This window comes from Vibrio sp. Y42_MX_L11, assembly GCF_024181785.1.
Taxonomy (GTDB): domain Bacteria; phylum Pseudomonadota; class Gammaproteobacteria; order Enterobacterales; family Vibrionaceae; genus Vibrio; species Vibrio diabolicus.
This window is the reverse complement of record NZ_JAMZAP010000015.1, coordinates 1-24,174: the sequence shown is the minus strand read 5'-3', so window position 1 is coordinate 24,174 and position 24,174 is coordinate 1. Positions and strand designations below refer to the sequence as shown.

The window sequence follows — 24,174 nt, the reverse complement described above, 5'->3', positions numbered from 1 at the left end:
ACTTTTTATTCAACAAGAAGCGAGATACTTCAACGCATCTTCTTGAGTTAACACGCCTCTGTATTCTTCTTTTTCATCACATAAAACCCACGGGAAGCGAATGCCTGTTTTGATTAGCTCTCGAATAGCAGCGACGGACAAATGCGCATTGACGAGCACAAACTCCGTGCTCATTATCTGGTTAACCGGGCGTTTCCAAATCCAATTTTCTCGCTCAGTCTCTAATTCTGTCCCCATGGAAGGCGTTAGGTGTAAGTTAACTTGCTCTTTGGTAACTAAGCCAACACAGCGCTTTTCGTTAATGACAACCAACGGCGAACTTGGACTTAAATTCATATATTCCACCGCCAACGATAATGGTTCCCCGGGCTCAAGGTGCCTGACCTCTTCATGGCTCAGTGATTGCAATACATCATCTTGTTTTGGTTTAACAGTAACATCCGAAAACAAATGTTCGTAACTTTCCGCTTTCTCCATCAAATCGACAGGCCGAGCACGAGAGAACAAAAAGCCTTGCATGTAATCCACACCTATTTCAGCCAATGTTTGAAGCTCCTGTTCTGACTCCACGCCCTCGGCAACCACTTTTACATTCATTTGCTGAGCAAGATCAGTGACCATTTTGACAATATTATAACTGGTATTGCCATGCTGAATGTTCTTAACGAATTTTCGGTCGATTTTCAGTAAATCAAACTGCCCTTTCTCTAGGTAAGAAAAAGAAGAATACCCTGTACCGAAGTCATCAATCGCAATTTTAATGCCCTCTTTGCGCACTTGCTCTAGCGCTTGGGTATGCTCTTCGTCTTGCTCAAAATACGCTGTTTCCGTCAGCTCAATCGTGACTCGTTTAGGATCGACACCACTGGCTTTAATTAGGTCATGCGAACGCTGAAGAACCTGGAGCGAATCCAATTTAGTATTCAGTGAGCGATTGATGGTTAACCCTATTTCCTCGCCATATATGTCTTGCAAGCGCGGAAAGTGTTTGAGCGCGGCTTGACAAACCTCATCATCCAGAGCCGCAATCAACTCTAAATCTTCAATAACAGTAATCATCTCTTGAGTGCTATAGGCATCACTTTCATGATAAAAGCGCGCTAAGGCCTCGAACTTAACGACTTTACCAGTTCGGCTGTCAATTATTGGTTGAAAATGAACATCCACCAGCCCACTGTCTATTTGCGCTTCCAAAAACGCCTCTAAATGCTGGCGTTTTACTAACTCAGAATGAAGCTCACTATTATAAAAATTAAAATAGCCACCTTCTCCAGAAAGTGAGGACAACATCGCCTGGGCTGCATGCGCTAACGCTTGCTTTGGCCTGTTAGTATCATAGCCGAGGATTGACACACCCGTTTGTCCCTCGACGATAGTGGTATGCATTTTTGTTCCCATTTCATTCCTAAGCTCAGTGAAGAACCCTTTCATTGCAATTTGAATCAAACGTAAAGGACTTAGCCATTGACAGTGAGGAGTTTGTAAACAGACAACAAACACATCCCTAGAAAGTTGACCCGCTATACTGGTGTAGCGGCTTCGCATAATAAAATCGGCGAAGCCTAATTGCTGTTCAAGTAAGCATTTTTCAGAAAAATTTGGTCTGAGAGTCATGACGATATTGAGTTCTTTACTCCCACTTTCGTTCGCCAAATTAGCTAATTGCAGTTCGAACTCTTCTCTAGAAGGCAAAAACGCTGACCAATCATGTTGTTGTTCACAGCGATTTTTCATCCACAACAAGGAAGCCGAAATGTCAGTAGAGAAGCCGAGATAAAGAATCCGTCCAGAATGAAACGTTAGCCGATAGATACAAAGATGATGTGCCTGATTACTACCATTTGCAGTTCTACTCAATAAATTACCGCTCCAGTATCCTTCATCATCAATATGTTGCCAGAGTTGGTCGTAAAACGCCTGACTATGGTGAGATGTGCTAAAGATATAGGTTTTAAGTCCAACCAAATCACGGTTTTGATAACCCATTTGCAATTCAAAGGCACGGTTACAACCTAAGATTCGGGTGTCTTCGTCCGCGACTAAAACCCCTACGTTCGGTAAATCAAATATCGTTTCGAGAATTTTCGCTAACTCTTCGCAGCCAGTGATCGTCAATTGCGGGATGATAGAGCCTTGAACAATACGCTCATTGAGCTTTTCAAAGCTAATTGTGACATGTATTAAGCGAGCTTCATTAAGCATCATGCAACAAGAAAAACGACCTTGCCCACCTAGGATCTCCACTTCTAAAATTCGTTGCCTTAGTGTTTCCTGTTGCCCCATCAGCATATGCTCAAACAAATCATCTAAACAGGTGACAGGCGTATTTAACCCAAAAGCATTTGCCATTCCTTGCTGGTCGCATTCGAACTCGCGAGTATCAATCTTGTAAGACCATTCAATCACTGGAGTCGGATTGGATGTCGGTTGCACTTTTTCATGTGCTATTGTTGTTGAGTCACTCATTCCCTAGCCCCCTTTTTAATTAGCCTCATGCTCAGGGTTCGTAGTCAACGTGCCTTATTCCATTTGGGACCTGCTGATCCTCTTGTAAAATAGATTCTGGCAACGTAAGCCAATCGACTTAGAACCTTTTCAGAGCTTGTTCGGCTTTTTGCATTTTCCTATGCATTAATTTGATTATAGGCGTTGTTTTTAATAAGCACATCATTGCTTATTGGTTGTATTAACATTGCGACATTTTTCACGACTCGACCTATAACCATGAGGCTTTCAAGGTGATATTAGACATAAAATCGCCGATATGGCCTTGATATTTTTGCAAACCAAATAAAACTCGATGAACTAAGCTTGAATAGATGAGTTTGGTATAGATACCTGATCCTCAAATCGCTATAATTCGCGCTCCCTGGAACAGAGAGCAAAATATGACCAATAACATCACTCCTATTCATGAGTACAAAAAATACTGGGCAGAGTGTTTTGGTACGGCACCTTTCTTGCCGACCAGTCGCAAAGAAATGGACGCCCTAGGATGGGATAGCTGTGACATTATCATCGTAACCGGTGATGCTTACGTGGATCACCCAAGCTTTGGTATGGCTATCATTGGCCGTCTGCTAGAAGCACAAGGTTTCCGTGTCGGTATCATTGCTCAACCAGAATGGCAAAACAAAGATGCATTCATGCAGCTTGGTAAGCCAAATCTGTTCTTCGGGATCACTGCGGGTAACATGGACTCCATGATCAACCGTTACACCGCGGATAAAAAACTTCGTCACGATGACGCGTACACACCAAATAACGAAGGTGGCAAACGCCCAGACCGCGCGACTTTGGTTTACTCTCAACGTTGTCGTGAAGCTTACAAAGAAGTACCTATTGTTTTAGGTGGCATCGAAGCCAGCCTACGCCGTGTTGCACACTACGATTACTGGTCAGATAAAGTTCGCCGTTCGGTACTATTTGATGCAAAAGCAGACATCCTACTTTTCGGTAACGCAGAACGCGCACTTGTAGAAGTAGCGCATCGCATCGCAAATGGCGAAGACATCAGCACCATGACCAATATTCGTGGTACTGCCGTGAACTTGCCAGCCGCGCCAGAAGGCTACACAGTTATCGATTCTTCTCGCATTGAAAAACCTCGTAAAGAAGCGTTCGTACCAAAGAACCCATACGAAGTAGAAACTCAGTGTGAAACTAAAAAAGATGAGCCAGTTGCACAACCAATCACGATTCGCCCATCACGCCACGATGCTGCGACAACTGCGGTTCGCCTGCCTTCGTTTGAAAAACTAAGAAACGATCGCATTCTTTATGCTCATGCAAGTCGTGTATTGCATTTAGAAACGAACCCGTACTCAGGTCGAGCGTTACTTCAAAGCCATGGGGACCGTGAGCTTTGGGTGAACCAAGCCCCAATCCCATTGACGACCGAAGAGATGGACTTTGTGTTTGGCCTGCCTTACGCGCGTGTTCCTCATCCTATGTACGGCAAAGCAAAAATTCCAGCGTATGACATGATCAAAACGTCTGTGAACATCATGCGTGGTTGTTTTGGTGGCTGTTCTTTCTGTTCAATTACCGAGCATGAAGGTCGAATCATTCAAAACCGCTCGAAAGAGTCAATCATTAACGAAATTGAAGAAATTCGCGACAAAGTTCCGGGCTTTACCGGCACAATTTCCGATCTTGGTGGCCCGACTGCAAACATGTACCGCCTAGGTTGTAAAGATCCAAAAGCAGAAGCGAACTGTCGTCGTCCTTCTTGTGTCTTCCCGGGCATCTGTAACAAGCTAAATACAGACCACAAACACACCATCGATTTATACCGCGAAGCGCGTAAAGTTGAAGGCGTGAAGAAAGTGATGGTTGCATCTGGCGTACGTTACGACCTTGCGATTGAATCACCAGAATACGTAAAAGAGCTTGTGACTCACCACGTAGGTGGTTACTTGAAGATTGCACCGGAACATACAGAGAAAGGTCCCCTTGATCTGATGATGAAACCAGGCATGGGTACGTACGATCGCTTTAAAGAGATGTTCGAGAAATACAGTGCAGAAGCAGGCAAGAAGCAGTACTTAATCCCTTATTTTATCTCTGCGCACCCAGGCACAGAAGACGAAGACATGCTGAACCTTGCTCTGTGGCTGAAGAAAAACAACTTCGAGTGTGACCAAGTACAAAACTTCTACCCTTCGCCAATGTGTAACGCAACGTCGATGTACTACTCAGAGACAAACCCTCTGAAACGAGTGAAGTATAAGAAACGTGAAGATGTACCTGTAGCAAAAGGTGAACGTCAACGTCGCCTACATAAAGCGCTGTTGCGTTACCACGATCCAGCAAACTGGCCAATGATCCGTGAAGCCCTAATCAGCATGGGTAAAAAACATTTGATTGGTGACAAACAAGGCTGTCTCGTTCCTGCGGAAGACATTGAAGCACAAACACCTGCACAACGTCGTAAATCTGGTCGTCACGGGGCAAACCGCTTTGCAACCAAACATACCAAAAACCAACCGGGCTTCGGTGGTCATTTGAACAAACGCTCTGAAGGCGGTTCAAAAGGTAGTCAACGCCCTGCAAGCAACGGCCAACGTCCTAGCGGCAACGGTGCAAACCGCCCAGCAGGTAGCAAGCCACAAGGTCAAGGTCGCCCACAAGGACAAGGCAAACCAGCTGGTCAACGTAAACCAAAGCGTCGTTAATTCTTTAGCACTTAAATACTAGAAAGGGCTCCAGAGGTAACTCTGGAGCCCTTTTGTTTTGTCGGTTCATTGAGGTATCACTCACAACTCAAACTTTGATTCAATCAATACAAAAAATGGTAAACACCAACCAACTTATTGGAAAAACAAACAATTATTTGATTGAAGAAAAACAATACAAAACTAACCCATTGATTTTTAATTACTTTATTTTGGTGCGATATTTGCGTAATAGAGTAAAACTCTTAAACATGGGCTAACGATGAGTAATCCACTTCCTCCAAAAACTTCGATGTTCTGGCACGACAACAGCTATACCTATGAGGAGGCCGTTCAGGCATTTGAAAGCGATGGTACGCTGAAATCGCTGAATATCGTTCCAACCACGGAATCCGATGATCTTGCTGGCTCACCCCCAGAGCGCAGTATGTTTTGGGAGGGAGAAACAAAAAAAATCGATCCGCCACCGCCGTCAGAACCAGAACCTCTCAATTTAAAAAACGAGAAAGAACCAACAGAGGCTTTACCGGCACACTTCATCCCTGTTCGCTACGCCATCGATCAGCTAGAAACGGAAGAAACACAATCTTTTGGTTTGCCTGAAGAATGGAAAGGCCAAGGCCCAGCCAAACTCAATACCGTTGGCTATACCCTTCGTCAGCTTCGCGATGGTTGGTTGTATGTCTATGATGCAATCAACAAAAGCCTAGACGAATATGAAATCAAAGGAACGCAATTCACACTCTACAAGCTAGGAGAGTCGGAAAGCCCAGAGTCCGAACAGCGTGGCACACCAGAAGGTGCAAAACCTTTCCTTACTTACGAAGACGGGAGTGTGCTGTCGATTTGTTACTCAGAACACCGTTGGACATGGAACATGTTCATGCGCGTCCTTAACAATCCGAGTAATCATATCGATCGAATGCAGACTGTTGTCCTGTCTGCAAACGATAATCAGCCCAACATTGCACCAATCGATAAGTTAACTCAAGTGGCTGATATTGAATCTTCCGCCGTTGATGATGGGCGTTTTGCGGATTCCGGCATCACTACCAAAGCTGATGAAGATGGTTCTATCTTTAAACCTGTCGCAGCCGAGAGTGATTTAACCTCTTCAATTCCAGAAGAAGAATCGGGCTACTTCGTCGCGATAAAAGATTACGCCGCAGACATTCAAGATATGTCGCTGCATTTTGTTGGCGCTGCAAGTCCCTACCGCCTTTTCATTGACCAGTTTTCAAACCAGTGGAACTTAATGCAGACCGCCATGCAGCTGTGCATGTTCGGGGCAAGCGACAATATAGACATGCCAGCTAGCGTTAAACGTAACAGTGAAGAGCTGTCGTTTTATACCGACATGGCAGAATATTATGACTCATCCAGTCAACTCGATTTGGCAGAGCAGAATAAAAGCTCAGTTCAATCAGGCTATCCTGCTAAATTTTCCGCTGGAGCGATTGAATCACACCAACATACCCAAAGTGACATTGCCAAAGCAATACAGGACAAATATCGAATTTCCGCGAGTCGATTTGGTAAATACGAACAATGGATAGCGACTGAACGCTGGCGCAAGCAGCTCAACTGGAAGCAAATGCTGAGCGAAATGCAAGAGCTGTCAGAGCAAAAAGAAACCATGCTTGCCGAAGTTGTCTCGGTAAAAAGCGACTTTATTGCTGTAATGGAATCTTTGACACCTCATCATCTCGAAAGAACCTTCGACCTATACAGCGAAGACACGCAGTACAGCTTGTATCAACTCCATAAGCAAGCCGTTGAGTCATTTACTCTGGTGATGCAAGAAGAAGACCGCCAATGGGCTGAAAGCCAATGGGAGAAACCAACCAGTTTACTCGCACTCTACACTTCCGGGTTTAGTCGTAGTCTCTTTAAACAAGTGGAGAAATTAATTCCTGAACAAGTTTCAAATCAGGTAGGTGAAGTAGACGTCGCCAAAAATGCTCCAGACACTGAAAGCTCAGACAAACAGTTCATGGACTACGTTTCGGCAGCAAGTAACCGTGTGGGTATGTATGCAAAAGTAATGGACTTTATTTCTAACCCAAATACTGCAGAAACCGAGTTTCTAAGAGATATAGCAAAAGGATTCGATGAGCTAGATAGCATATTCAAAGCGACTAACAGCGCTTTATTGAAGGGGGTAATAGAGGTTGGCGTTAGCCTAACAGCCCAAGCGTCTATCTTAATGATATCTCTATTGTCAAGACCGCTCACCCGAACAAGTTTTTACCTAAGAGCTGCCGTTGTAGAACGTTTGTCGATAGATACTCCAATCAATGTCAATAAAGGCTACGCTCAAAATTTTGGTACCTGGAAATCCAATCATGATAAAAAACTCGTCGCATCTAACCAAAACAAGGAAGTCTTAGCAGCCTTCAACAAGGGTGATAAAACTATATCAAACACGCAGTATAAGAAGGCTCTCCAGCAACAGCGGCACCTTCAAAAAAGTTTAGCCGTTGCGACGTTGGAATACCCACAGTATATAGAACTTCCAGATGACGTACTTGAGGCAACAATTCAAATGCGTAAAGACATATGGGATAACAGATTAAACAACCTTAAGAAACGGTTTGAAGATGTGGGTGGTTTAGGCTTCTTAGCTCTGATTTTTAACTGCCTCGCACTTGCTGATGCAATGAACAGTATTCAAGAAACAGGGCTCATGTCTCAAGATGATTTCTTAGATATTCAACAAAAGCTTTTTTACACTGCCGGAGCTTGGACGGGCATTCGTACTGGGAAACTATGGGATAAGGTTAAGGGCAGTGACGAGCTCAGAGAGCATTCGCTAAAAACTCTTAAAAATTTAGTAGACAGAAATACAAAAGGCTTTGAAAACCTGATTCTAGATGACTTAAAAGTTTTTAATAAATGGCTCGCGATTACAGGTGCTTTAGGAGCGCTGGCTTCAGGTATTGAGGCTTACCGTTCTTGGCAGAGTGTAGATGACGTTTATGGTCTCGAAAGCAAATTGTATTTAGCAAATACCGTAACGCTTGGTTTAACTGGTGCGATTGGTGCGTTTCAGTTCGTAGGAGCCTCTACTGGTACTTTTTCGACTAACTTACTTTTTGGAGGCCCAATAACGGCAGCTTTAGTTATTCTTACAGTTACATACCTAGCCATCAATTATAAACTCAACAAACTGAAACAAGATGATTTCCAAAAATGGTTAGATAAACTGCCTTGGGGTTATCACCCGAGTCGTACTCAGTGGAGCCAATCTGCAAGCTTGCCCGAAAGAGAGAAGCACAATTCAGCATTGGTGCAACAAGCACTGTTTGACTTACAATCTATTATTCAACAGCCAACGGTATACCATCAGCCTATTGAAAAAATACAGGCTTATCCAGGCTATACGCATCATGAGCTAGTTGGCTTGGAAGTGCATATTCAGCTGCCACATCGTGCTGCAACGAATGGTGTTACAGTGAGTACCAACACCAAGGCAACAGAAGATGATTTGACGTCCGGCTCTTGGTATCAAAACGCAGATTTAGTCACGCTACAAACACAGAGCCAAGCTAGCAAAGAGTTACTGGTGTATAAGGTAACATTGCCGATTAAAGAGACCGATCAATACCTTGCCATGCAAGTAGCGTATGATGTGGAAGATGATGCCCCATCAAAGCGTGAGTATTGGTTCCAAAATAGCGTAAAACAGAGTGCAACTCATAGCGTAATTTCAGACAATACCAAACAAAACATCATTAAAAAGTCACTCACCTCAGTTGTTGGCACATTAGGTTTTAAGGAGTAACCCTTGGCATATTCACCATTTTACGTCACCCCAGAAGAATTAGCAGTTTATCAAGAGGCGCAAGAGCAGGAAATACTCGCAGGTGATAATGTAACAACTTGGCATAAGTATGATGTAGAGGAACCATTTCGCTATTACTTTAAACTTTTTGCGTTTCCATTTGTGATCGCCCCATTCCTATTAACTTTGTTTATACACACGAGTGACACGGTTGGCGTAACTATTTTTTCTTTTATTTTGTCGGTGATGGTGTCTGGAGCTTTTTACCTTACGATTGGCCTCGATTATCGATATGACTACATTTTTTCAGATAAAGGCTTTGTGATGAAAAAGCGTCGCAATATGCCTAAATGGGTAAATACCGCTACGCAAGCTGTTGGCTGGATAGGTGCAGTGGTGTGTGTGATTATGGTAGCACTGGTTGGTCCGATGGCATTAGCTGGAGCAGGTGCCTTCATTTTGCTTTCATTTGGTATGTTAAAACGCCAGCCTGATGAACGAACAGAAGTTAAAGTGGGCGAACGAGAAGATTGGCTTTTTGCGGACTACAACAAGAAAAGGAAAGTGATCCAGTTCTATTTTAAGCATGACATATGCAGATATCGAGATACTGCTCATAAGACTATCTTTCGCTCACAAGATCGATTCGATTGTTATGTTTTCTTTAAAACTGAAGCGGATTTAGAATCCATGGTCGCGCAACTGTCAAAGGTCTACAAACTGAATTGTACCGAGGTCGATGACCATAAAAAGTTGTTTGAAGCAAAGCCAGAATCAAGGCTCTTTAGTATTCCTGTTTGTAGTAAAGAATATCAAACCGATGAGGTATTTGATTTAAGGGCGTCAAATGCCCCGCTTCCTGAGCGTGAATACCTTTACAACGGCAAGTGGCAAACGGAATCTGAAATCGAACGCTTAAAAGCGGCTGATGAACAGCAAGCAACTCCCGCTTCATAGTTTGCAGCAAGCATTAAAAAAAGGCTCCAGAGGTAACTCTGGAGCCTTTTGTTTTGTGAGAAATAAACGTTTTAAGTTGGGTTAAACTCTTTCACTTACTTGATTAAGACAACTTGAACTTGCTCAACTCACCGTGAAGATCTCTCGATTTTACTGTCAGTTCATTGCTGATCGCTACCGAAGATGACATAGTATCCATCACTTCCATCGCCGTATCATTAATCACAACCACATTACGGTTGATCTCTTCTGACACCGAGCTTTGCTCTTCTGCCGCTGAAGCGATCTGATTATTCATATCATTAATCACTTCAATAGCTTGGTTGATTTCGGCCAACGCCAACTGCGCTGCTTGTGTTTCTTCTTTAGTATCCACCGCTTGCTTCTGGCTTTGCTCCATTAACAGGACGATTGATTGCGTTTCTTGCTCCAAACGAGCCAACATTGCACGAATTTCTTCTGTCGAGCCTTGTGTGCGCGTTGCAAGGTTGCGGACTTCATCGGCTACCACAGCAAAACCACGACCTGCTTCACCAGCACGCGCAGCTTCAATCGCAGCGTTCAGAGCCAACAAGTTGGTTTGATCGGCAATGCCACCAATCTCACTCAGAATCCCCTGAATCGCCGTGCTTGAAGCCACCAAATTCTGCGTCTGGTGCTGTGCATCATTCACTTGCGAAGCGAGGTTATCCACCGCGCTTGCAGCATTGTCCATACGCGACATGCCATTCGCACTATTGCTTTGAACTTGGCTTGCCGCCGCTGCTGCTTGTACCGCAGAATTTGCCACTTCTTGTGCGGTTGCGCTCATCTCATTAATCGCCGTTGCTAGCGAGTTGACTTCGTTCACTTGAACGTTCAGCTGATCTCTCGAAGCTGCCGCGCGAGCTTGACCTTCACTTGCACTTTTATCGACTTGATCCGCCGTCGCCATTACGGTTAAAAGCATTTCCTGAATGCGAGCGAGGAAGGTATTAAACCAGTGCGCCAGTTGGGCGGTTTCGTCCTTACCTTTCACCTCAATGCGGTAAGTTAGGTCACCCTCGCCTTGTGCTGCGTCTTTAAAACGCTCCACTAAGTTAGTTAACACTTTGCCCAACGAGGTCGCGATCATCGTCATCGCAACAATACCAATCAGAGCCGCAATAATCCCTGCCCACACTCCCTTTTCAAGAGCTTCTGCACTTTGTTCTTCACTCCATCGCTCGTAGTCATCCACGTTCTTTTTAAGGAAGCTACTGGGAACCGACACCATAACGATCCAAGGTGCATCGCTGGTTTCAATTGCAGTAATCGCATACTCATCCCCGCCAAACATCACAAGGCCTGCGCCTTTTTGTTTCGCAATGGATTGAATACGAGCCCATTGAGACGCCAACTCATGAGAGACTTTCTTGCCCACTTGATCCGCTTGGCTGCTGTTCGCCAGCGTGATGCCTTTCCACGAAGAAATCAGAATACGTCCTTGTCCATCAAACAAGTCGCTCGCGTAATCTTCACTTTGGCTTTGTAACTCGTTCAATGACAAATCAAAACCGAGAGAGCCGATGATCTCGCCACGTAACTTGATTGGTTGGCTGATGGTCGTGATCAGTTCTTGTTTGCCGCGAACCGGATACATGTACGGTTCCATCACGAACGTTTTGCCCGTTTCGAAAGGCATCAAGTGCCAATCGTCTTTACGCTCACCGTTGTTGTTTAATTCAGTATTGCTAAAGCTATCCATCGCCACAACATCAAAACTGTTGTGCGAATTTGGCGAAAAGAATGGCGCTAAGTAGCCTTCGCTATTAAAGCCAAGGCTTTTGTCTTGAATCGTTGGCTCAACCCACGATGGCTTTTCCCACACCATGTAACCAGCAAACACAGCTTTGTTCTGAGCTTCTAGCGACGCAATAAACTGTTTAACAATAATGTCTGGCGTTGCGGCCGTCTCTGCGCTTAATTCGATAATTGAACGCGCTTGCTTTAAGTTCGCCAACACTGGCTCTAACTGGTTGGAAATATTCAGCCCTTGCTGAATCGCCGTATTGCTCAGGTCGGTCGTGGTGGCTTCGGTCAGTTGAGATTTTACTTTTGTAGTGATTTGTTCATTCACTTGCGTGAACGCATTGGTTGTCATACCCATTGCAATCAATAGAGTGAAGGCCATTGCCCCACCCGCACTGACAGCAATTCGAGTGCGTATACTGTTAAACATGATAGCCTCACAAATTGATTTTTATTTGGCATTAAGCATTGGAAGGATCATGGATTTTAAACAAGTAAAGTTAATAGGAGACTTTCGTTTATGAACAGTTAAAGAACAGAAAATGCAATTTTATTAATAAAAATTAAATAATGCAGCGTTTCGCCTGTGCATGAACCCATTGATTTGATTGAATTATCTCAAAAAAGAGAATCTAAGCGTTTGTATTTAAACGCAATAACCATATCTAAAAAATGGTTTTATAAAAAGTAAGAACCTTCCCTATCAAGTGCACTTGTGAAGATTGGCAATTATTAATAATGTGCTCAGTGTCACATAAATAATTCAGTATCTTCATGTTTTATATGTAGTTAACAGAACCAACCAATCTATACCATTTATATTTCAATCAGTATTGATAGATATAAATAAACAGGTACAACTGTATTTAAGTTAGACATTGAAAACCGACACAAAGGTGAGAAAATCATTGTCGACAACTTTTTCACACCTATAGTGAATAATGTTCGTTAAGATCAACATTCGAATTTATCGAGATTGGATAAGAATAAATGAAACGTGTACTTTTGGTAGAAGATAATCGTGAAATAGCGGGAATGTTGTTCGATTATTTTGAGTGTGCTGGCATGCAGCTGGATTATGCCGACAACGGTGAGCTAGGCTTAAAACTGGCGATGGATAATGCGTTTGACATCATTTTGCTCGACCTCATGCTGCCGCGCATGGATGGCCTAACACTGTGCAACAAGCTGCGTGATGCGGGTAATAACACTCCGGTGTTGATGCTGACCGCACTTGATAGCCGAGATGACATGCTCAAAGGCTTCCAACACGGCGCCGACGACTACCTCACCAAACCGTTTGATCTCGATATTCTTGAAGCACGCATGACTGCATTGATTAAACGCTACCGAGGTACGGTTGCATCAACCAAACTCCAGTATGGCGAAGTGTCTATCGATCAAAAAACGCATCAAGCCTACCGTCAAGATAAGCTGTTGGCGTTGAATCCAACCACGTATACGATTCTAGAAATGCTGGTCAAAAATGCCCCCGAAGTTGTGACGCGTGAAGAAATCGCATTCCGATTATGGCAAGAAGATGAGCCAAATAACGATGTGTTGCGTAGCCATATTTATCAATTGCGTGGGCAGCTCGACAAACCATTCAAAGAGCACGTTTTGAAAACTATTCCAAAAGTCGGCTTCCGATTGGAGCCCGGGGCATGATTCGCCGCTTATTTAACAATACACAAAGCTTAACCGGACGCCTTGAACTCTTCTTCCTTCTAGTGTCGGTTGTGATTGGCTTGCTATGCTTCGCATTGGTTAGCGGAGCGCTATTATGGTCAGAAGATCGCGTCGGTGAACGACGTATTATGATCGATAAAAAAGAGGCGATTGAGCACTTTCGAAACCATCCTGATAGCGGAATCATCAAACTAGATTTACTGACAACGGCATACAACGACATCAATCTCGTCCCTGAGCTCTATCAACCCTTCATTCAAGATAAAAAGTACTTTCTCGCTGAAGTTGCTGACGAACCAGACACTCGCATGATTTACATGAGCACCTACACGCAAGATGGAGAGGAACATCCTATTATTCTGATCTCTCTGATTGATGAGATAGAAATTACATCTAACGAGTTCATGTTTGTTCTCGTTATGGTGCTGGCGGTTGTCATCGGGTTACTTTTGATTTTTGGCAGCCTATTATCGAGACTTTCTCTGCGTCTCATTGAACCTGTCAGTGCCCTAAAAACACAACTGGACCGCCATCAAGGTGACACTACACAAAAATTTGTTGTCCCTGAAGGCTCTGCAAATGAATTCCAAACGCTCGCAAATCAGCTTAATGAATATCGACATCAAATCAATCAAGTGATTAAACGTGAACAAGCTTTTGCACGATATGCCAGCCATGAACTGAGAACACCGCTCACAGTGATGAAAGGCTCAAGCAGCTTGCTAGCCAGAAGTCCAAGTACATCGTTTCAAGAACGTCAGATTGGCCGTATTCAAGATGCCACTTTGCAGATGTCGACCATGGTTGATGCTTTGTTGGGTTTGGTGCGATATGAACGCAACACCGACGACAGCCCCGTTCGAACCATATCAGAGCAAGAGCTTCACAACATCGTTGCTCTTAGCCAAGCGCAAGCCGATGAAAAATCGCTGGAATTTAGTGTACAAATATTGGGGCATCCGCAAACCAAAGCGACCACTGCAGTTCTTAACATTACGTTGAGTAACTTAATTCGCAACGGCATTGCAGCCACGTCAGCGGGAACGATTCATATCACCATGACCGATACCACACTGTCGGTGAGAGATGAAGGCGAAGGCTTCTCTTCCGTGCCAGATGCCGAAGGCCATGGTTTGGGACTCATGATTGTGGACGACTTATGCCGACGCTATGGCTGGCAATTCACTATTGATACACATCCAAATGACGGCTGCGTGGCTACTATCGATCTTTCAACCGAGGTAACTGATGGCGAGTCGCAAGACGAAGAAATGTAGAACACAAGATCTCGATACTTTTGATCTTCATTCAATAACGGGTACACTGTGCCACCTTTTTAAATGGCAAAGGTGACACGGTTTATTCCGTCAGCATCGACATGAAACTCTCAGAAAGTCCTATCACCCAACATAGCTTTAATGGGCACAAATTTTTCCTTAAACGTGACGACATGCTCCACTCCCACTTTTCTGGGAACAAAGCACGTAAGTTTATGACGTTAATGGAAGAGCAAAATCCCGACATCACCACGTTAATAAGCTTTGGCTCTGCTCAATCCAATGCCATGTACTCGCTAGCGGCTCTCGCCCAGATTAAAGGTTGGGCATTTGAGTTTTATGTTCATCACATTCCATCTTGGCTAAAAAGCTCCCCCATCGGAAACTACCGCGGCGCTCTCGATTTGGGTATGAAAATCACCGCCATGCAAGACATCGGTAGCGAACTCCACCCTAGTGAATACGTCCACCAGGTACGAAGATTAGATGAGTCGACATTGCTTATTCCAGAGGGTGGACGTTCCCACCTCGCTGAAGCTGGCATCAAACAGTTAGCACGAGAAATTCTTGATTGGACGCGATTGAGAGGTAAAGAACAGTTTACCGTCGCCCTGCCATCAGGCACTGGCACGACCGCTTTATATCTTCATAAACATTTAAGCCCACACGGCATAGAAGTGCTAACTTGCCCTTGCGTAGGCAATGCAGATTACTTAACTGAGCAGTTCAACCAGCTTGGTGAAAACAGCCACCCAACCATTTTAACCGTGCGCAACAAACACCATTTTGGTCGCTTGTACGAAGAAGATTACATCACATGGAAAGCGCTCTTTGAGCAAACCGACCTCGAATTTGACCTGTTATACGACCCGTATATGTGGCAATGCCTCACCCCTTGGTTGGAAGAGAACACAGATAAAACGGTGATTTACATTCACCAAGGCGGGTTACTTGGCAACGAGTCGATGTTGCCAAGATATCAACGAGAATTTGAATAGCGTGTTCAGATAAAGTTGTTGTTGATTCCAGTGATTACACTATTTGATGAGCGCCAGAATTTCTTTGAATTCAGGTGCTCGGCAATCTTCGACCATTTCATACAAACACATTTCTAGCCCAGTGAGCACCACACCGTTAGCGGTTAACTTCGCAAGAGCGAGCGCTTTATTGGCAGCGGTTCGGGAAGATACACAATCCGTGACTAATTCAACGCGATAACCGGACTGGCGCAGAGAAACCGCGGTTTGATAGACGCAAATGTGGGATTCAATACCGCAAACCAACCAGGTATCAACTTTCGCGTTCTCCACCGCGACCTTAAACGTCGCCTCTTTGCAACCATCAAACGTGTACTTGGTAATAGGTAAATGCGTGCTTTCAAGCACTTCACGAATCGGCTCCGCGGTTGAGCCCAACCTTTCTGGATTCTGTTCTAGCCACAGAATAGGCAAATCTAGCGCTTTGGCACCCTTTACCAGTTTCGTGATATTTTCAATCAGTGCGTTGCTTTCATGCATTAATGTAGCGAGTTTGCCCTGAACATCCACCACAATCAGGCCCGTGTTTCCTTTCGATAACATTTCCATCTCCTATCTTGTGCGACCACAAACCATACTCAACAAGTTGAGCAACAGTTAATGTATCAGAACCCTTTCATGTTAGATCAATAAAACCTAGAAAGATGACCTTCGCTCACACATTTGCCCTTATTTAAGTGTGGTTTGAACTGACTATTTAAATTTCTCTCGAATTAGTTCAATCAAGGCTTTGACTTTATTGGGCAGAAATAAGGCCGAGGGATAAATCAGAGTAAGATGCTGCTTCGGATGCGCGAATTGAGGCAGCACCTCGACCAACAAACCATCTCGCAATGCAGGCTTAGAATGAATTTGAGGAATAAACGCGATGCCGTTTCCTGCTATCGCCATCGAGCGCAGCAAGTTGAGGTCATCCGAACGCAACGCCACATGCAGATCTGAATCGAGCAAATCGGCATTGTAACGATTAGTTAAAAGGCGATGCTGCTTAAGATCTTCCACCGTTTTTACTGGCGGATGCGATTCTAGATAGGCTTTTGACGCAACAAAGTGACTACGATAAGGCAAAAGACTGAACTGCACATAGCTGTCATCGGTGACTTTGACCACGCTCGGAAGAAGCTGCAAATCAAACGATTGACGCTTGAGATCGACACTCTCTTGATGGTTTTCAATCTCGACCGAAATATCCGGATACCGCGTTGTGTACTCGGTGATGATCGCGTTAAACGCGGCAGAGCTCATCAATGCGGAAGGAATGGCTAAACGCACCTTGCCCGTCAGCTCTTGTTGATATTCGTGCATGGCATTTAAACCTTGCTGAATATGGTCAATAGGCTGCCCCACCAACTCAAACAAGCGTTTCCCGTGCTCCGTCAACTCAATGCTGCGTGTTGTGCGGATCAAAAGCTGTACCCCGAGCGATTTCTCTAATTCTTGCAGGCGACGACTCACTTTTGAGCGTTGTAGTTGATTCGCCTCTGCCGCTGCACTTATACCGCCGTGAACCACCGTCTGAGTGAATAGGTAAATATCATCAAAACTAACGTTCATTGTCCTATTTTTAGGTCATTTATGTTCGTATTATCATTCTACTGAATTGTGAGTGACTTCTCTATAATCCTCTATCCAATATGTTTAACGGAACTTGTAATGACGGCTGACCAAAAATTCAAACACTGGATGCGAACTTTGATTGTCCTGTTCATCGTACTATTTTTGTACATTATCATTGCTGACCGCCACGCCCCCTTAACGACCGAAGGACGAGTGCAAGGATACGTTGTCCAAGTCGCGCCCGAGGTATCTGGTAAAGTGACCGATGTTCTCATCGAGAATAACCAGTCCGTTCAAAAAGGCGATGTGTTGTTTACGATTGATGATCGTAAATACAAGATAGCGCTTGAACAGGCGGAGCTGTCTCTGCAATCCGCTTATGAAAAGGAAGCAACGCTGTATTCTCAACGCGAAGCCGCTCTTGCCAATATTGCCCGCACACAAGCGACATTTGATAATGCACACCGCGAGTACAACCGCTTACTGACGCTATCGAAGCAGAAAGTCATCTCTCAATCGACACTCGATAATGCCTTTGCCCAAAATCAGGTATCACGTGCAGCGCTTAAAGCGGAACGACAAAACTTAAAAGTCATAGAGGCGCAATTAGGCGATCAAAAAGGTCAAAGCACCGCCGTTCGAATTGCCAAAAACGGGATCGAAAAGGCGCAACTTGATTTGGCAAATACCGCGGTACTCGCTCCCAGTGATGGTGTCGTGACCAACCTGCAGCTAGAAGTTGGCACGATGGCAAACACCAACATGCCATTGCTGACGTTTGTACCAACCGGATCACTCTGGGTAGCCGCTGATTTTCGTGAAAAATCCGTTGCGAACGTAGACAAGACTTTCCACGCCTTGGTCACATTTGATGCCAACCCAGGTTCGGTGTACGACTTTGATTTAGCTAGCCGCGATTACGGTGTAGCAGCCGCACAACAAACGCCTAATGGCGCACTAACCAAAGTGGAAGTGAACAACCGCTGGGTACGTGATGCGCAGCGTACACGAGTGAACCTAACCAGCAGCGAAGAGTTACCACCAGCACTGTTTGTCGGCTCTCGCGCTACCATTGTTTTGTACCCAGACAACAGCATTTTCTGGCAGTTGATGGCGCAAGCACAGATTCACCTCGCAAGCTGGTTCCACTTCATTTACTAGGCGGCGACAATGAAAACCTTACGAATTTGGTTCGGCTGCTCTTTAGGGCTCGCGCTAAGCATGATCTTCGGTTGGTCTTACGGATTTTTTGCCATCATGATGCCGCTGTTTATTTTGGGCAGAATGGACAACTTTAATCTTTCGGCTCTATTGATCGTGTTTTTCTCTGCGGTGTGGACAACCATACAAGCCACATTTTTGCTGGAATACTTGCAGTTTCATCCAACATTAATGACCGTTGCCGTCGGAATCATGATGCTGTTCAAGTGCATTGCAATGATGAACCAGAAAACCTATTTGTTTGGTTACATGGGGCTGTTGGTGGGTTCAATTGTGTTGAATTTTGCCAGCTATAACTTCATGGATATTGAAGAGTTCAACGTCAACATGTGGGTGATGGCGTTCAGCAATATTTTTGTTTGCGCATTCGCGTATTGGTTGTTCCCGGAGCCAAAATCCCCCGCCGAGCACATTGAGATGTCGACCCCAGTAAAAAGCGATATTGACTACATCAGCCAAGTTGCCATGGGCTGGGTAGTGGCGATGGCTGCGTTTATCGTATTCCAAGTAGCGGACTTATATGACTCGCTATCCGCACAAGCTTCCATTTTGATCATCCTAACCCCAATGACTTTAGCGGGCTCGCTCGCCATGGCAAAAATTCGCATCATCGGCACCGCACTAGGCTGCATCGCAGGGATGGCTGTTCAGATGATATTGGGCAGTTGGTATGGGCATGGGCTACTCTTTTGGCTCGCCTTTACCATTGCAATGGGGCCATTCTGCTTGTGGCTCACCAAGGGGCAAATTAAAGCGGCTATCGCGTTTTCTGCCATGTCTGCCCTATCGGTTCCGCTGACGACCTCATTGGTGCCAGAACAAAAAGACGCGTTCTTTTCGATCTTGTACCGTTTCAGCTCGATTTTCGTCGCGGTTCTGCTCGCCGCGATGGTGATGTGGGTGGTGCATCACTGGATTCGTGTGATGTTGCTAAAGCATCCTGAAGTTCGACAGCTAGAAATGAATTAGCGCGAAGTTACAACGTCTTTTTTAAGAAAAAACCAAGAACCGAGCTCTTGGTTTTTTGTTTATCTAAAGGGAAAATATTTTGAATAACTTAAGCAGAAAGCTCTCTACGAACAATCTCCGCTCCCGCACTTAACGCATTGAGCTTAGCGGTTGATACTTCACGAGACAAAGGCGCCATACCACAGTTGGTACATGGGTAAAGCTTGTCGGCATCAACGTATTTCAATGCCTCTCGCAGTGTGTTCGCCACTTCTTCTGGCGTTTCAATTTCGTTGGTTGCAACGTCAATCGCACCAACCATCACTTTCTTACCGCGAATCAACTCAAGCAACTCAATAGGCACTCGTGAATTATGACATTCGAGCGAGATAATATCGATATTCGATTGCTGTAATTTAGGGAATACTTCTTCGTATTGTCGCCATTCAGTGCCTAGCGTTTGCTTCCAATCCGTGTTCGCTTTAATGCCGTAGCCATAGCAGATATGCACCGCCGTTTCACATTTCAGCCCTTCAATCGCACGCTCTAAACATGCAATGCCCCACTGGTTCACATCATCGAAGAACACATTGAACGCAGGCTCATCAAACTGAATGATGTCGACACCTGCCGCTTCAAGCTCTTTCACTTCTTGATTGAGGATCTTTGCAAATTCCCAAGCCAGCTTTTCACGGCTACCGTAATGATCATCATAAAGCGTGTCGATCATCGTCATAGGGCCTGGCAGCGCCCACTTGATAGGTTGCTTAGTTTGCTGACGCAAGAACTTGGCATCTTCGACAAACACGGGCTTTGTGCGGCTTACTGGGCCAACCACAGTCGGAACACTTGCTTCATAACGGTTGCGAATGGTCACCGTTTTGCGGTTTTCAAAATCTACGCCGCTTAAATGCTCAATAAAGGTCGTCACAAAATGTTGGCGAGTTTGCTCGCCATCACTGACGATATCAACGCCTGCCAGTTCTTGTTCTTGCAAAGCGACACGTAACGCATCGCGCTTGCCATCAATCAGTTCTTCACCTTGCAGTTTCCACGGTGACCAAAGTTTTTCTGGTTCCGCTAGCCAAGAAGGTTTCGGTAAGCTGCCAGCCGTTGAAGTCGGTAATAGTGTTTTCATCGTCATTCCTTTCTAGATTCTCGTTGTCGATTACGCGTAGTTTGCAGACCATTGTTCAAGCACAGATTGATAAGGTTTGATGAAATGCTCCTCGGCAAATTTCCCTTGTTCAATCGCCAGTTGGCTGCGCTCTTCTCGGTCGTAAACGATTTGAGTTAGCGAGTGGTCTAGGTTTTTTAGGTTTGGCTGGTAGCAATTACCGGCAACCGCGTTGGCATTGTAAATCTCAGGTCGGTAAATCTTCTGGAATGTCTCCATCGTGCTAATCGTACTGATAAGCTCTAGGTTTGAATAATCGTTCAACAAGTCACCGAAGAAGTAGAATGCCAATGGTGCAACACTGTTTGGCGGCATAAAGTAGCGCACCTGTAAGCCCATCTTTTTAAAATACTGCTCAGTCAACGAAGATTCGTTCGGCTGATATTCAAAGCCCAAAACAGGATGTTGATTTTCGGTGCGTCGGTATACCTTGTTGTCCGATACACTCAGACAAATCACCGGCAGCTTTTTGAAATGCTGCTTATAAGACTCAGAATTAACGAAAGCTTTGAACAGTTTGCCATGCAAATCACCGAAATTAGCTGGGATGCTGAAACGGGGCTGGTTTTTGTTGTGGTCCAACAGCAAAACGCTAAAGTCGTAATCACGAACGTATGAAGAGAAGTTGTTACCCACAATGCCTTCGAAGCGCTCGTTAGTGTTGTGGTCAACAATGTTAGTTTTGAGCACTTCAATCGTTGGGAAGGCTTCTCCACTGCCTTGGATACCCATATCAACAGAGATGATTTCAAGCTCTACTGAGTAGCGGTCACCTTGCGCGTTATCCCAATATGCCAACGCATTAAAACGATTGTCGATCATTCGGAGTGCATTGCGCAGATTCTCTCGGCGGTAGTTTCCGCGAGCCAGATTAGCAAAGTTGGTAGTAATTCGCGTGTTGTCTGATGGTTGGTAATTCTCATCAAAGCGAATGCTTTTGATAGCAAATGTGAAATCGTTATTCATCGTGAGTTGGTATCCTATTTCCTTAGATAAAGCAGACTTTTCCTAACTCTGTGCATGGGGACATTTTTGTTTTTTGGTTTTCCCAATCGTTAGGTTGCACAGCACTTACGACGAACAGTTCGTACTAAAAATGACGGTCGCAGTGCCTAACACCAGAGCAGTCCTTTTTTTATACTTGCTTCACGAGTTGAGTAATATTGGTATTGTTTCACATTGAACATGAAAGAAATTCATAGTGGGAGTTCCAACCCAGAGGGAACTATCGTAGATACTGTTATTCATTGACACCAATACACGTAACTTGGCGAGCATATTGCCAATATGTGTAATTAAGAAACTGATAAGGGATTAACAGTACATAAACCAGTTTTAAGCCTAGAAAACGCATTGTATAAACAAGATGCTACCTGGAATATAGGACAGCGTAGCTTAAATAGCACTTTTTTCACACTCCATAATTTATTCAAGCATTCGTTTAATTAAAAGTACCTTACATTTTATATCCTCGGAAACATGATTATTTAATTATTTCTTTTCCTATATTTACCATCTCAAACGTAAAGTTTAATTTTTCTGTTTTAAAAGCACATATAACCTCATACACGAATATGACAACTTCATTGACGAACTTTGTCACCCAACTATTACATTAAGCTCGAAACAACCAATAATAAAACAAACATAAACCTCTGTTTTAATTTAAATTAAATTCAGGAAGCCGTAATGACCACATAACGACACTTTACTTAGTTTGGCATAACAAAAACCTCAGCAATAACATGGTTAACATTTATAAACTTCACTTCTATCAATAATGAACTTAAACATAACATTAGAAAATAAAAATTAAGTAATAACTTAAAAAGGTAAGACTTAATAACCACATTCTTATTTATTATAGTTGAGTAATGAATTTAAAAACTATGAGACATTAATCCCACGAATCTATACTTTTCCTTTTTTTATTAAAAAACAAGATGCAATATTTCACCGCTCAATTATTGAGCACCAATTAATAACCTGTCCATAATTATAAAACACCCATAGAGTTATTGTTAAAAACCAATAATAACCTTTATGGGCTGACTAATAGGAAACAACAATGGAAAAACAGCATCTTTCCGCGAGTATTATCGCGCTCGCATTACTTGGTTCTCTAGCTCCAGCACATGCTGAAGATACATTAAAAGCTTACACTTCGACCTTGCTACAGCTCGATGATAGCGATGCACGCTCGAAGAAGATCCGCTTAATTTACTCCTTAGAAAATGTCTGGAACCAATCTTTGCTGCCGAATGGAGCTAAGGAAGCCAAGTTGCTTCTAAACGGAGGTTCTGGTTTCGACATGACTAATGTACCGAATAAAGAGCAGATCTATGGTTTTGCCACCGGTGGAGACTACCGTTACACAATCCCAACAGCCTTTAAACTGGCACTGAGTTATTTAAATGGTGCCCCTTTACGTCATATGAGCCATGCTCCAGAAAACACTATTGCAACAGCATCTGTCAGTGAGTCTCTGGACTTTAATCTTGGCTTCAGTGCTTCTGATTCTCCAAATATTAGCGGTGGTATCTCCTGGAGCAACCGCGTAACTTACGATCAACCAGAATTTCAGACGGTGGCTGATTTTGATCAGACCAATGAGAGCATTAATTGGCTTATCGAAAACCAGACTATCCGACACAATACTCCACCTAAAGACTGGTTATTGTACCGTTGGACCAGCTGTGACATGGGCAACCTAATTGACTATAGCGAATTACCTGTCGTGATGCGCTCTGACTTTAAACCGCAAGTCGGTGTTGTATATCGAAAAAACGATATTCAAGATGGCCTAGATACATCAGAAGTCAAGCTGGTTGCAGGTTGGCGAAAAACCAATTACTACTTTGGTCGTGACTGGTGTAGCTGGTATACCACCCCAGAAAATACCTGGAAGAAAAATCGTGATAGTAGTCAATGGACAGAGACTAGCCGAGCCGTAACTATCTCTTGGAATGACGCGCTCTACCACTAACTTATTAGCCTGCGGCCACGGAGTGAATAAGTGGCCGCCGTATTTACTAATGAAATAAACGGTAAGACATGACAAGTAATAAAAAACTCTTGACTGGATCGGCGCTAGCACTTGGTGCAGTACTCGCCATATTTCTAATTAATTCAAATAACAAGAATTCCCAGAGCGATTCTGTTGCAAGCTTTGACGAGCAAATCAAGACAGAAGACGCTGCGACAATGAATGTAACGCCTCCTGAGAGCGATGCTGCTCAAGAGGTGGTTACCGTTCCAACACCACAAAATAACAATGACGCCTCTTCCGACGTCATTTCAGCTACACCTTGGATATCTGCCCCATTAAATGAATTGAGCAATGAACTGTACGATTTTATTGAAGCTGAACAGGTCAGTTATATCAGTACAACCGACTATCCATTCGACGAGCAAAAGCAAAAACAATTACGAACATTAGCTAAACAAGGGGTTCCTATCCAGGGAAAGATTACGAAACCCCTTGCCCTGCAAGGACTTGCGAAAGGTAGCTGTTGCTACGGTTCGCTTTTTTCTGCTTTCTTTTGATCCCAGCTTTGAAGCTGGTTTCTTCCGTCAGCAG

Annotated in this window: 16 protein-coding genes; 10 read left to right on the top strand and 6 right to left on the bottom strand. The window is 44.1% G+C overall.

Going from position 1 to position 24,174, the window contains the following annotated elements:
- Window positions 1-9 precede the first annotated feature (9 nt).
- The gene (locus NL643_RS15370; RefSeq protein WP_253644755.1) at window positions 10-2,466 is read right to left on the bottom strand and encodes an EAL domain-containing protein; all 2,457 of its coding nucleotides are present in this window, start codon (window positions 2,464-2,466) and stop codon (window positions 10-12) included.
- 422 nt (window positions 2,467-2,888) lie between these two features.
- On the opposite strand from NL643_RS15370, the gene NL643_RS15365 reads away from it, so the two are divergent.
- The 3 genes from NL643_RS15365 (at window position 2,889) to NL643_RS15355 (ending at window position 9,918) form a co-directional block, all read left to right on the top strand.
- Window positions 2,889-5,177 (top strand): YgiQ family radical SAM protein, encoded by a 2,289-nt coding sequence (locus NL643_RS15365; protein WP_253644754.1) that lies wholly within the window; start codon window positions 2,889-2,891, stop codon window positions 5,175-5,177.
- 262 nt (window positions 5,178-5,439) lie between these two features.
- Window positions 5,440-8,961, top strand: coding sequence for a T6SS effector BTH_I2691 family protein (locus NL643_RS15360; RefSeq protein WP_047010003.1), 3,522 nt, complete (start codon window positions 5,440-5,442; stop codon window positions 8,959-8,961).
- A gap of 3 nt (window positions 8,962-8,964) precedes the next feature.
- On the top strand, window positions 8,965-9,918 hold the full coding sequence (locus NL643_RS15355) for a hypothetical protein (RefSeq protein ID WP_253644753.1): 954 nt from the start codon (window positions 8,965-8,967) through the stop codon (window positions 9,916-9,918).
- 103 nt (window positions 9,919-10,021) lie between these two features.
- Here NL643_RS15355 and NL643_RS15350 read toward each other — a convergent pair whose 3' ends face one another.
- Entirely contained in the window at window positions 10,022-12,118 is a 2,097-nt protein-coding gene (locus tag NL643_RS15350) for a methyl-accepting chemotaxis protein (RefSeq protein ID WP_253644752.1), read from the bottom strand.
- 560 nt (window positions 12,119-12,678) lie between these two features.
- Between NL643_RS15350 and NL643_RS15345 the strand changes: the two genes are divergently transcribed.
- From NL643_RS15345 to NL643_RS15335, 3 genes are all read left to right on the top strand, one after another.
- Window positions 12,679-13,356 carry a response regulator transcription factor gene (locus NL643_RS15345; protein WP_048625732.1) on the top strand — a complete coding sequence of 226 codons (678 nt, stop codon included), beginning with the start codon at window positions 12,679-12,681 and terminating at the stop codon, window positions 13,354-13,356.
- The gene (locus NL643_RS15340) at window positions 13,353-14,654 is read left to right on the top strand and encodes a HAMP domain-containing sensor histidine kinase (RefSeq protein ID WP_253644751.1); all 1,302 of its coding nucleotides are present in this window, start codon (window positions 13,353-13,355) and stop codon (window positions 14,652-14,654) included. The genes NL643_RS15345 and NL643_RS15340 overlap by 4 nt, the downstream gene beginning before the upstream one ends.
- Before the next feature lie 101 nt (window positions 14,655-14,755).
- Complete coding sequence (locus tag NL643_RS15335; protein ID WP_253644750.1) at window positions 14,756-15,652, top strand: 1-aminocyclopropane-1-carboxylate deaminase/D-cysteine desulfhydrase; 897 nt, start codon at window positions 14,756-14,758, stop codon at window positions 15,650-15,652.
- A gap of 39 nt (window positions 15,653-15,691) precedes the next feature.
- Here NL643_RS15335 and NL643_RS15330 read toward each other — a convergent pair whose 3' ends face one another.
- Together NL643_RS15330 and NL643_RS15325 are read right to left on the bottom strand one after the other, a co-directional pair.
- A complete protein-coding gene (locus NL643_RS15330; RefSeq protein ID WP_167394169.1) occupies window positions 15,692-16,234 on the bottom strand; it encodes an isochorismatase family protein in 543 nt (180 codons plus the stop codon).
- A gap of 150 nt (window positions 16,235-16,384) precedes the next feature.
- Complete coding sequence (locus NL643_RS15325) at window positions 16,385-17,245, bottom strand: LysR family transcriptional regulator (protein ID WP_005494676.1); 861 nt, start codon at window positions 17,243-17,245, stop codon at window positions 16,385-16,387.
- Window positions 17,246-17,344: 99 nt separating this feature from the next.
- Between NL643_RS15325 and NL643_RS15320 the strand changes: the two genes are divergently transcribed.
- Both NL643_RS15320 and NL643_RS15315 read left to right on the top strand, forming a co-directional pair.
- Window positions 17,345-18,409, top strand: coding sequence for an HlyD family secretion protein (locus tag NL643_RS15320; protein WP_025507869.1), 1,065 nt, complete (start codon window positions 17,345-17,347; stop codon window positions 18,407-18,409).
- Window positions 18,410-18,418: 9 nt separating this feature from the next.
- Window positions 18,419-19,438, top strand: a complete 1,020-nt coding sequence (locus NL643_RS15315; RefSeq protein ID WP_253644749.1) for a DUF2955 domain-containing protein — start codon at window positions 18,419-18,421, stop codon at window positions 19,436-19,438.
- Window positions 19,439-19,526: 88 nt separating this feature from the next.
- Here the strand turns inward: NL643_RS15315 and NL643_RS15310 are convergent, their stop codons facing one another.
- Entirely contained in the window at window positions 19,527-20,555 is a 1,029-nt protein-coding gene (locus tag NL643_RS15310) for a methionine synthase (RefSeq protein WP_253644748.1), read from the bottom strand.
- A 30-nt stretch (window positions 20,556-20,585) separates the two neighbouring features.
- Window positions 20,586-21,560 (bottom strand): DUF1852 domain-containing protein, encoded by a 975-nt coding sequence (locus tag NL643_RS15305; RefSeq protein ID WP_253644747.1) that lies wholly within the window; start codon window positions 21,558-21,560, stop codon window positions 20,586-20,588.
- Window positions 21,561-22,662: 1,102 nt separating this feature from the next.
- Here NL643_RS15305 and NL643_RS15300 point away from each other — a divergent pair.
- Complete coding sequence (locus NL643_RS15300; RefSeq protein WP_053809756.1) at window positions 22,663-23,580, top strand: leukocidin family pore-forming toxin; 918 nt, start codon at window positions 22,663-22,665, stop codon at window positions 23,578-23,580.
- 68 nt (window positions 23,581-23,648) lie between these two features.
- On the top strand, window positions 23,649-24,140 hold the full coding sequence (locus tag NL643_RS15295; protein WP_253644789.1) for a hypothetical protein: 492 nt from the start codon (window positions 23,649-23,651) through the stop codon (window positions 24,138-24,140).
- Window positions 24,141-24,174 lie beyond the last annotated feature (34 nt).

Excerpts from the sequence above, each read along its gene's own strand:
- NL643_RS15370 (WP_253644755.1), bottom strand. The coding sequence starts at position 2,466 with ATGAGTGACTCAACAACAATAGCACATGAAAAAGTGCAACCGACATCC.
- NL643_RS15365 (WP_253644754.1), top strand. The coding sequence starts at position 2,889 with ATGACCAATAACATCACTCCTATTCATGAGTACAAAAAATACTGGGCA.
- NL643_RS15360 (WP_047010003.1), top strand. The coding sequence starts at position 5,440 with ATGAGTAATCCACTTCCTCCAAAAACTTCGATGTTCTGGCACGACAAC.
- NL643_RS15350 (WP_253644752.1), bottom strand. The coding sequence starts at position 12,118 with ATGTTTAACAGTATACGCACTCGAATTGCTGTCAGTGCGGGTGGGGCA.
- NL643_RS15345 (WP_048625732.1), top strand. The coding sequence starts at position 12,679 with ATGAAACGTGTACTTTTGGTAGAAGATAATCGTGAAATAGCGGGAATG.
- NL643_RS15340 (WP_253644751.1), top strand. The coding sequence starts at position 13,353 with ATGATTCGCCGCTTATTTAACAATACACAAAGCTTAACCGGACGCCTT.
- NL643_RS15335 (WP_253644750.1), top strand. The coding sequence starts at position 14,756 with ATGAAACTCTCAGAAAGTCCTATCACCCAACATAGCTTTAATGGGCAC.
- NL643_RS15330 (WP_167394169.1), bottom strand. The coding sequence starts at position 16,234 with ATGTTATCGAAAGGAAACACGGGCCTGATTGTGGTGGATGTTCAGGGC.
- NL643_RS15325 (WP_005494676.1), bottom strand. The coding sequence starts at position 17,245 with ATGAACGTTAGTTTTGATGATATTTACCTATTCACTCAGACGGTGGTT.
- NL643_RS15320 (WP_025507869.1), top strand. The coding sequence starts at position 17,345 with ATGACGGCTGACCAAAAATTCAAACACTGGATGCGAACTTTGATTGTC.
- NL643_RS15315 (WP_253644749.1), top strand. The coding sequence starts at position 18,419 with ATGAAAACCTTACGAATTTGGTTCGGCTGCTCTTTAGGGCTCGCGCTA.
- NL643_RS15310 (WP_253644748.1), bottom strand. The coding sequence starts at position 20,555 with ATGAAAACACTATTACCGACTTCAACGGCTGGCAGCTTACCGAAACCT.
- NL643_RS15305 (WP_253644747.1), bottom strand. The coding sequence starts at position 21,560 with ATGAATAACGATTTCACATTTGCTATCAAAAGCATTCGCTTTGATGAG.
- NL643_RS15300 (WP_053809756.1), top strand. The coding sequence starts at position 22,663 with ATGGAAAAACAGCATCTTTCCGCGAGTATTATCGCGCTCGCATTACTT.
- NL643_RS15295 (WP_253644789.1), top strand. The coding sequence starts at position 23,649 with ATGACAAGTAATAAAAAACTCTTGACTGGATCGGCGCTAGCACTTGGT.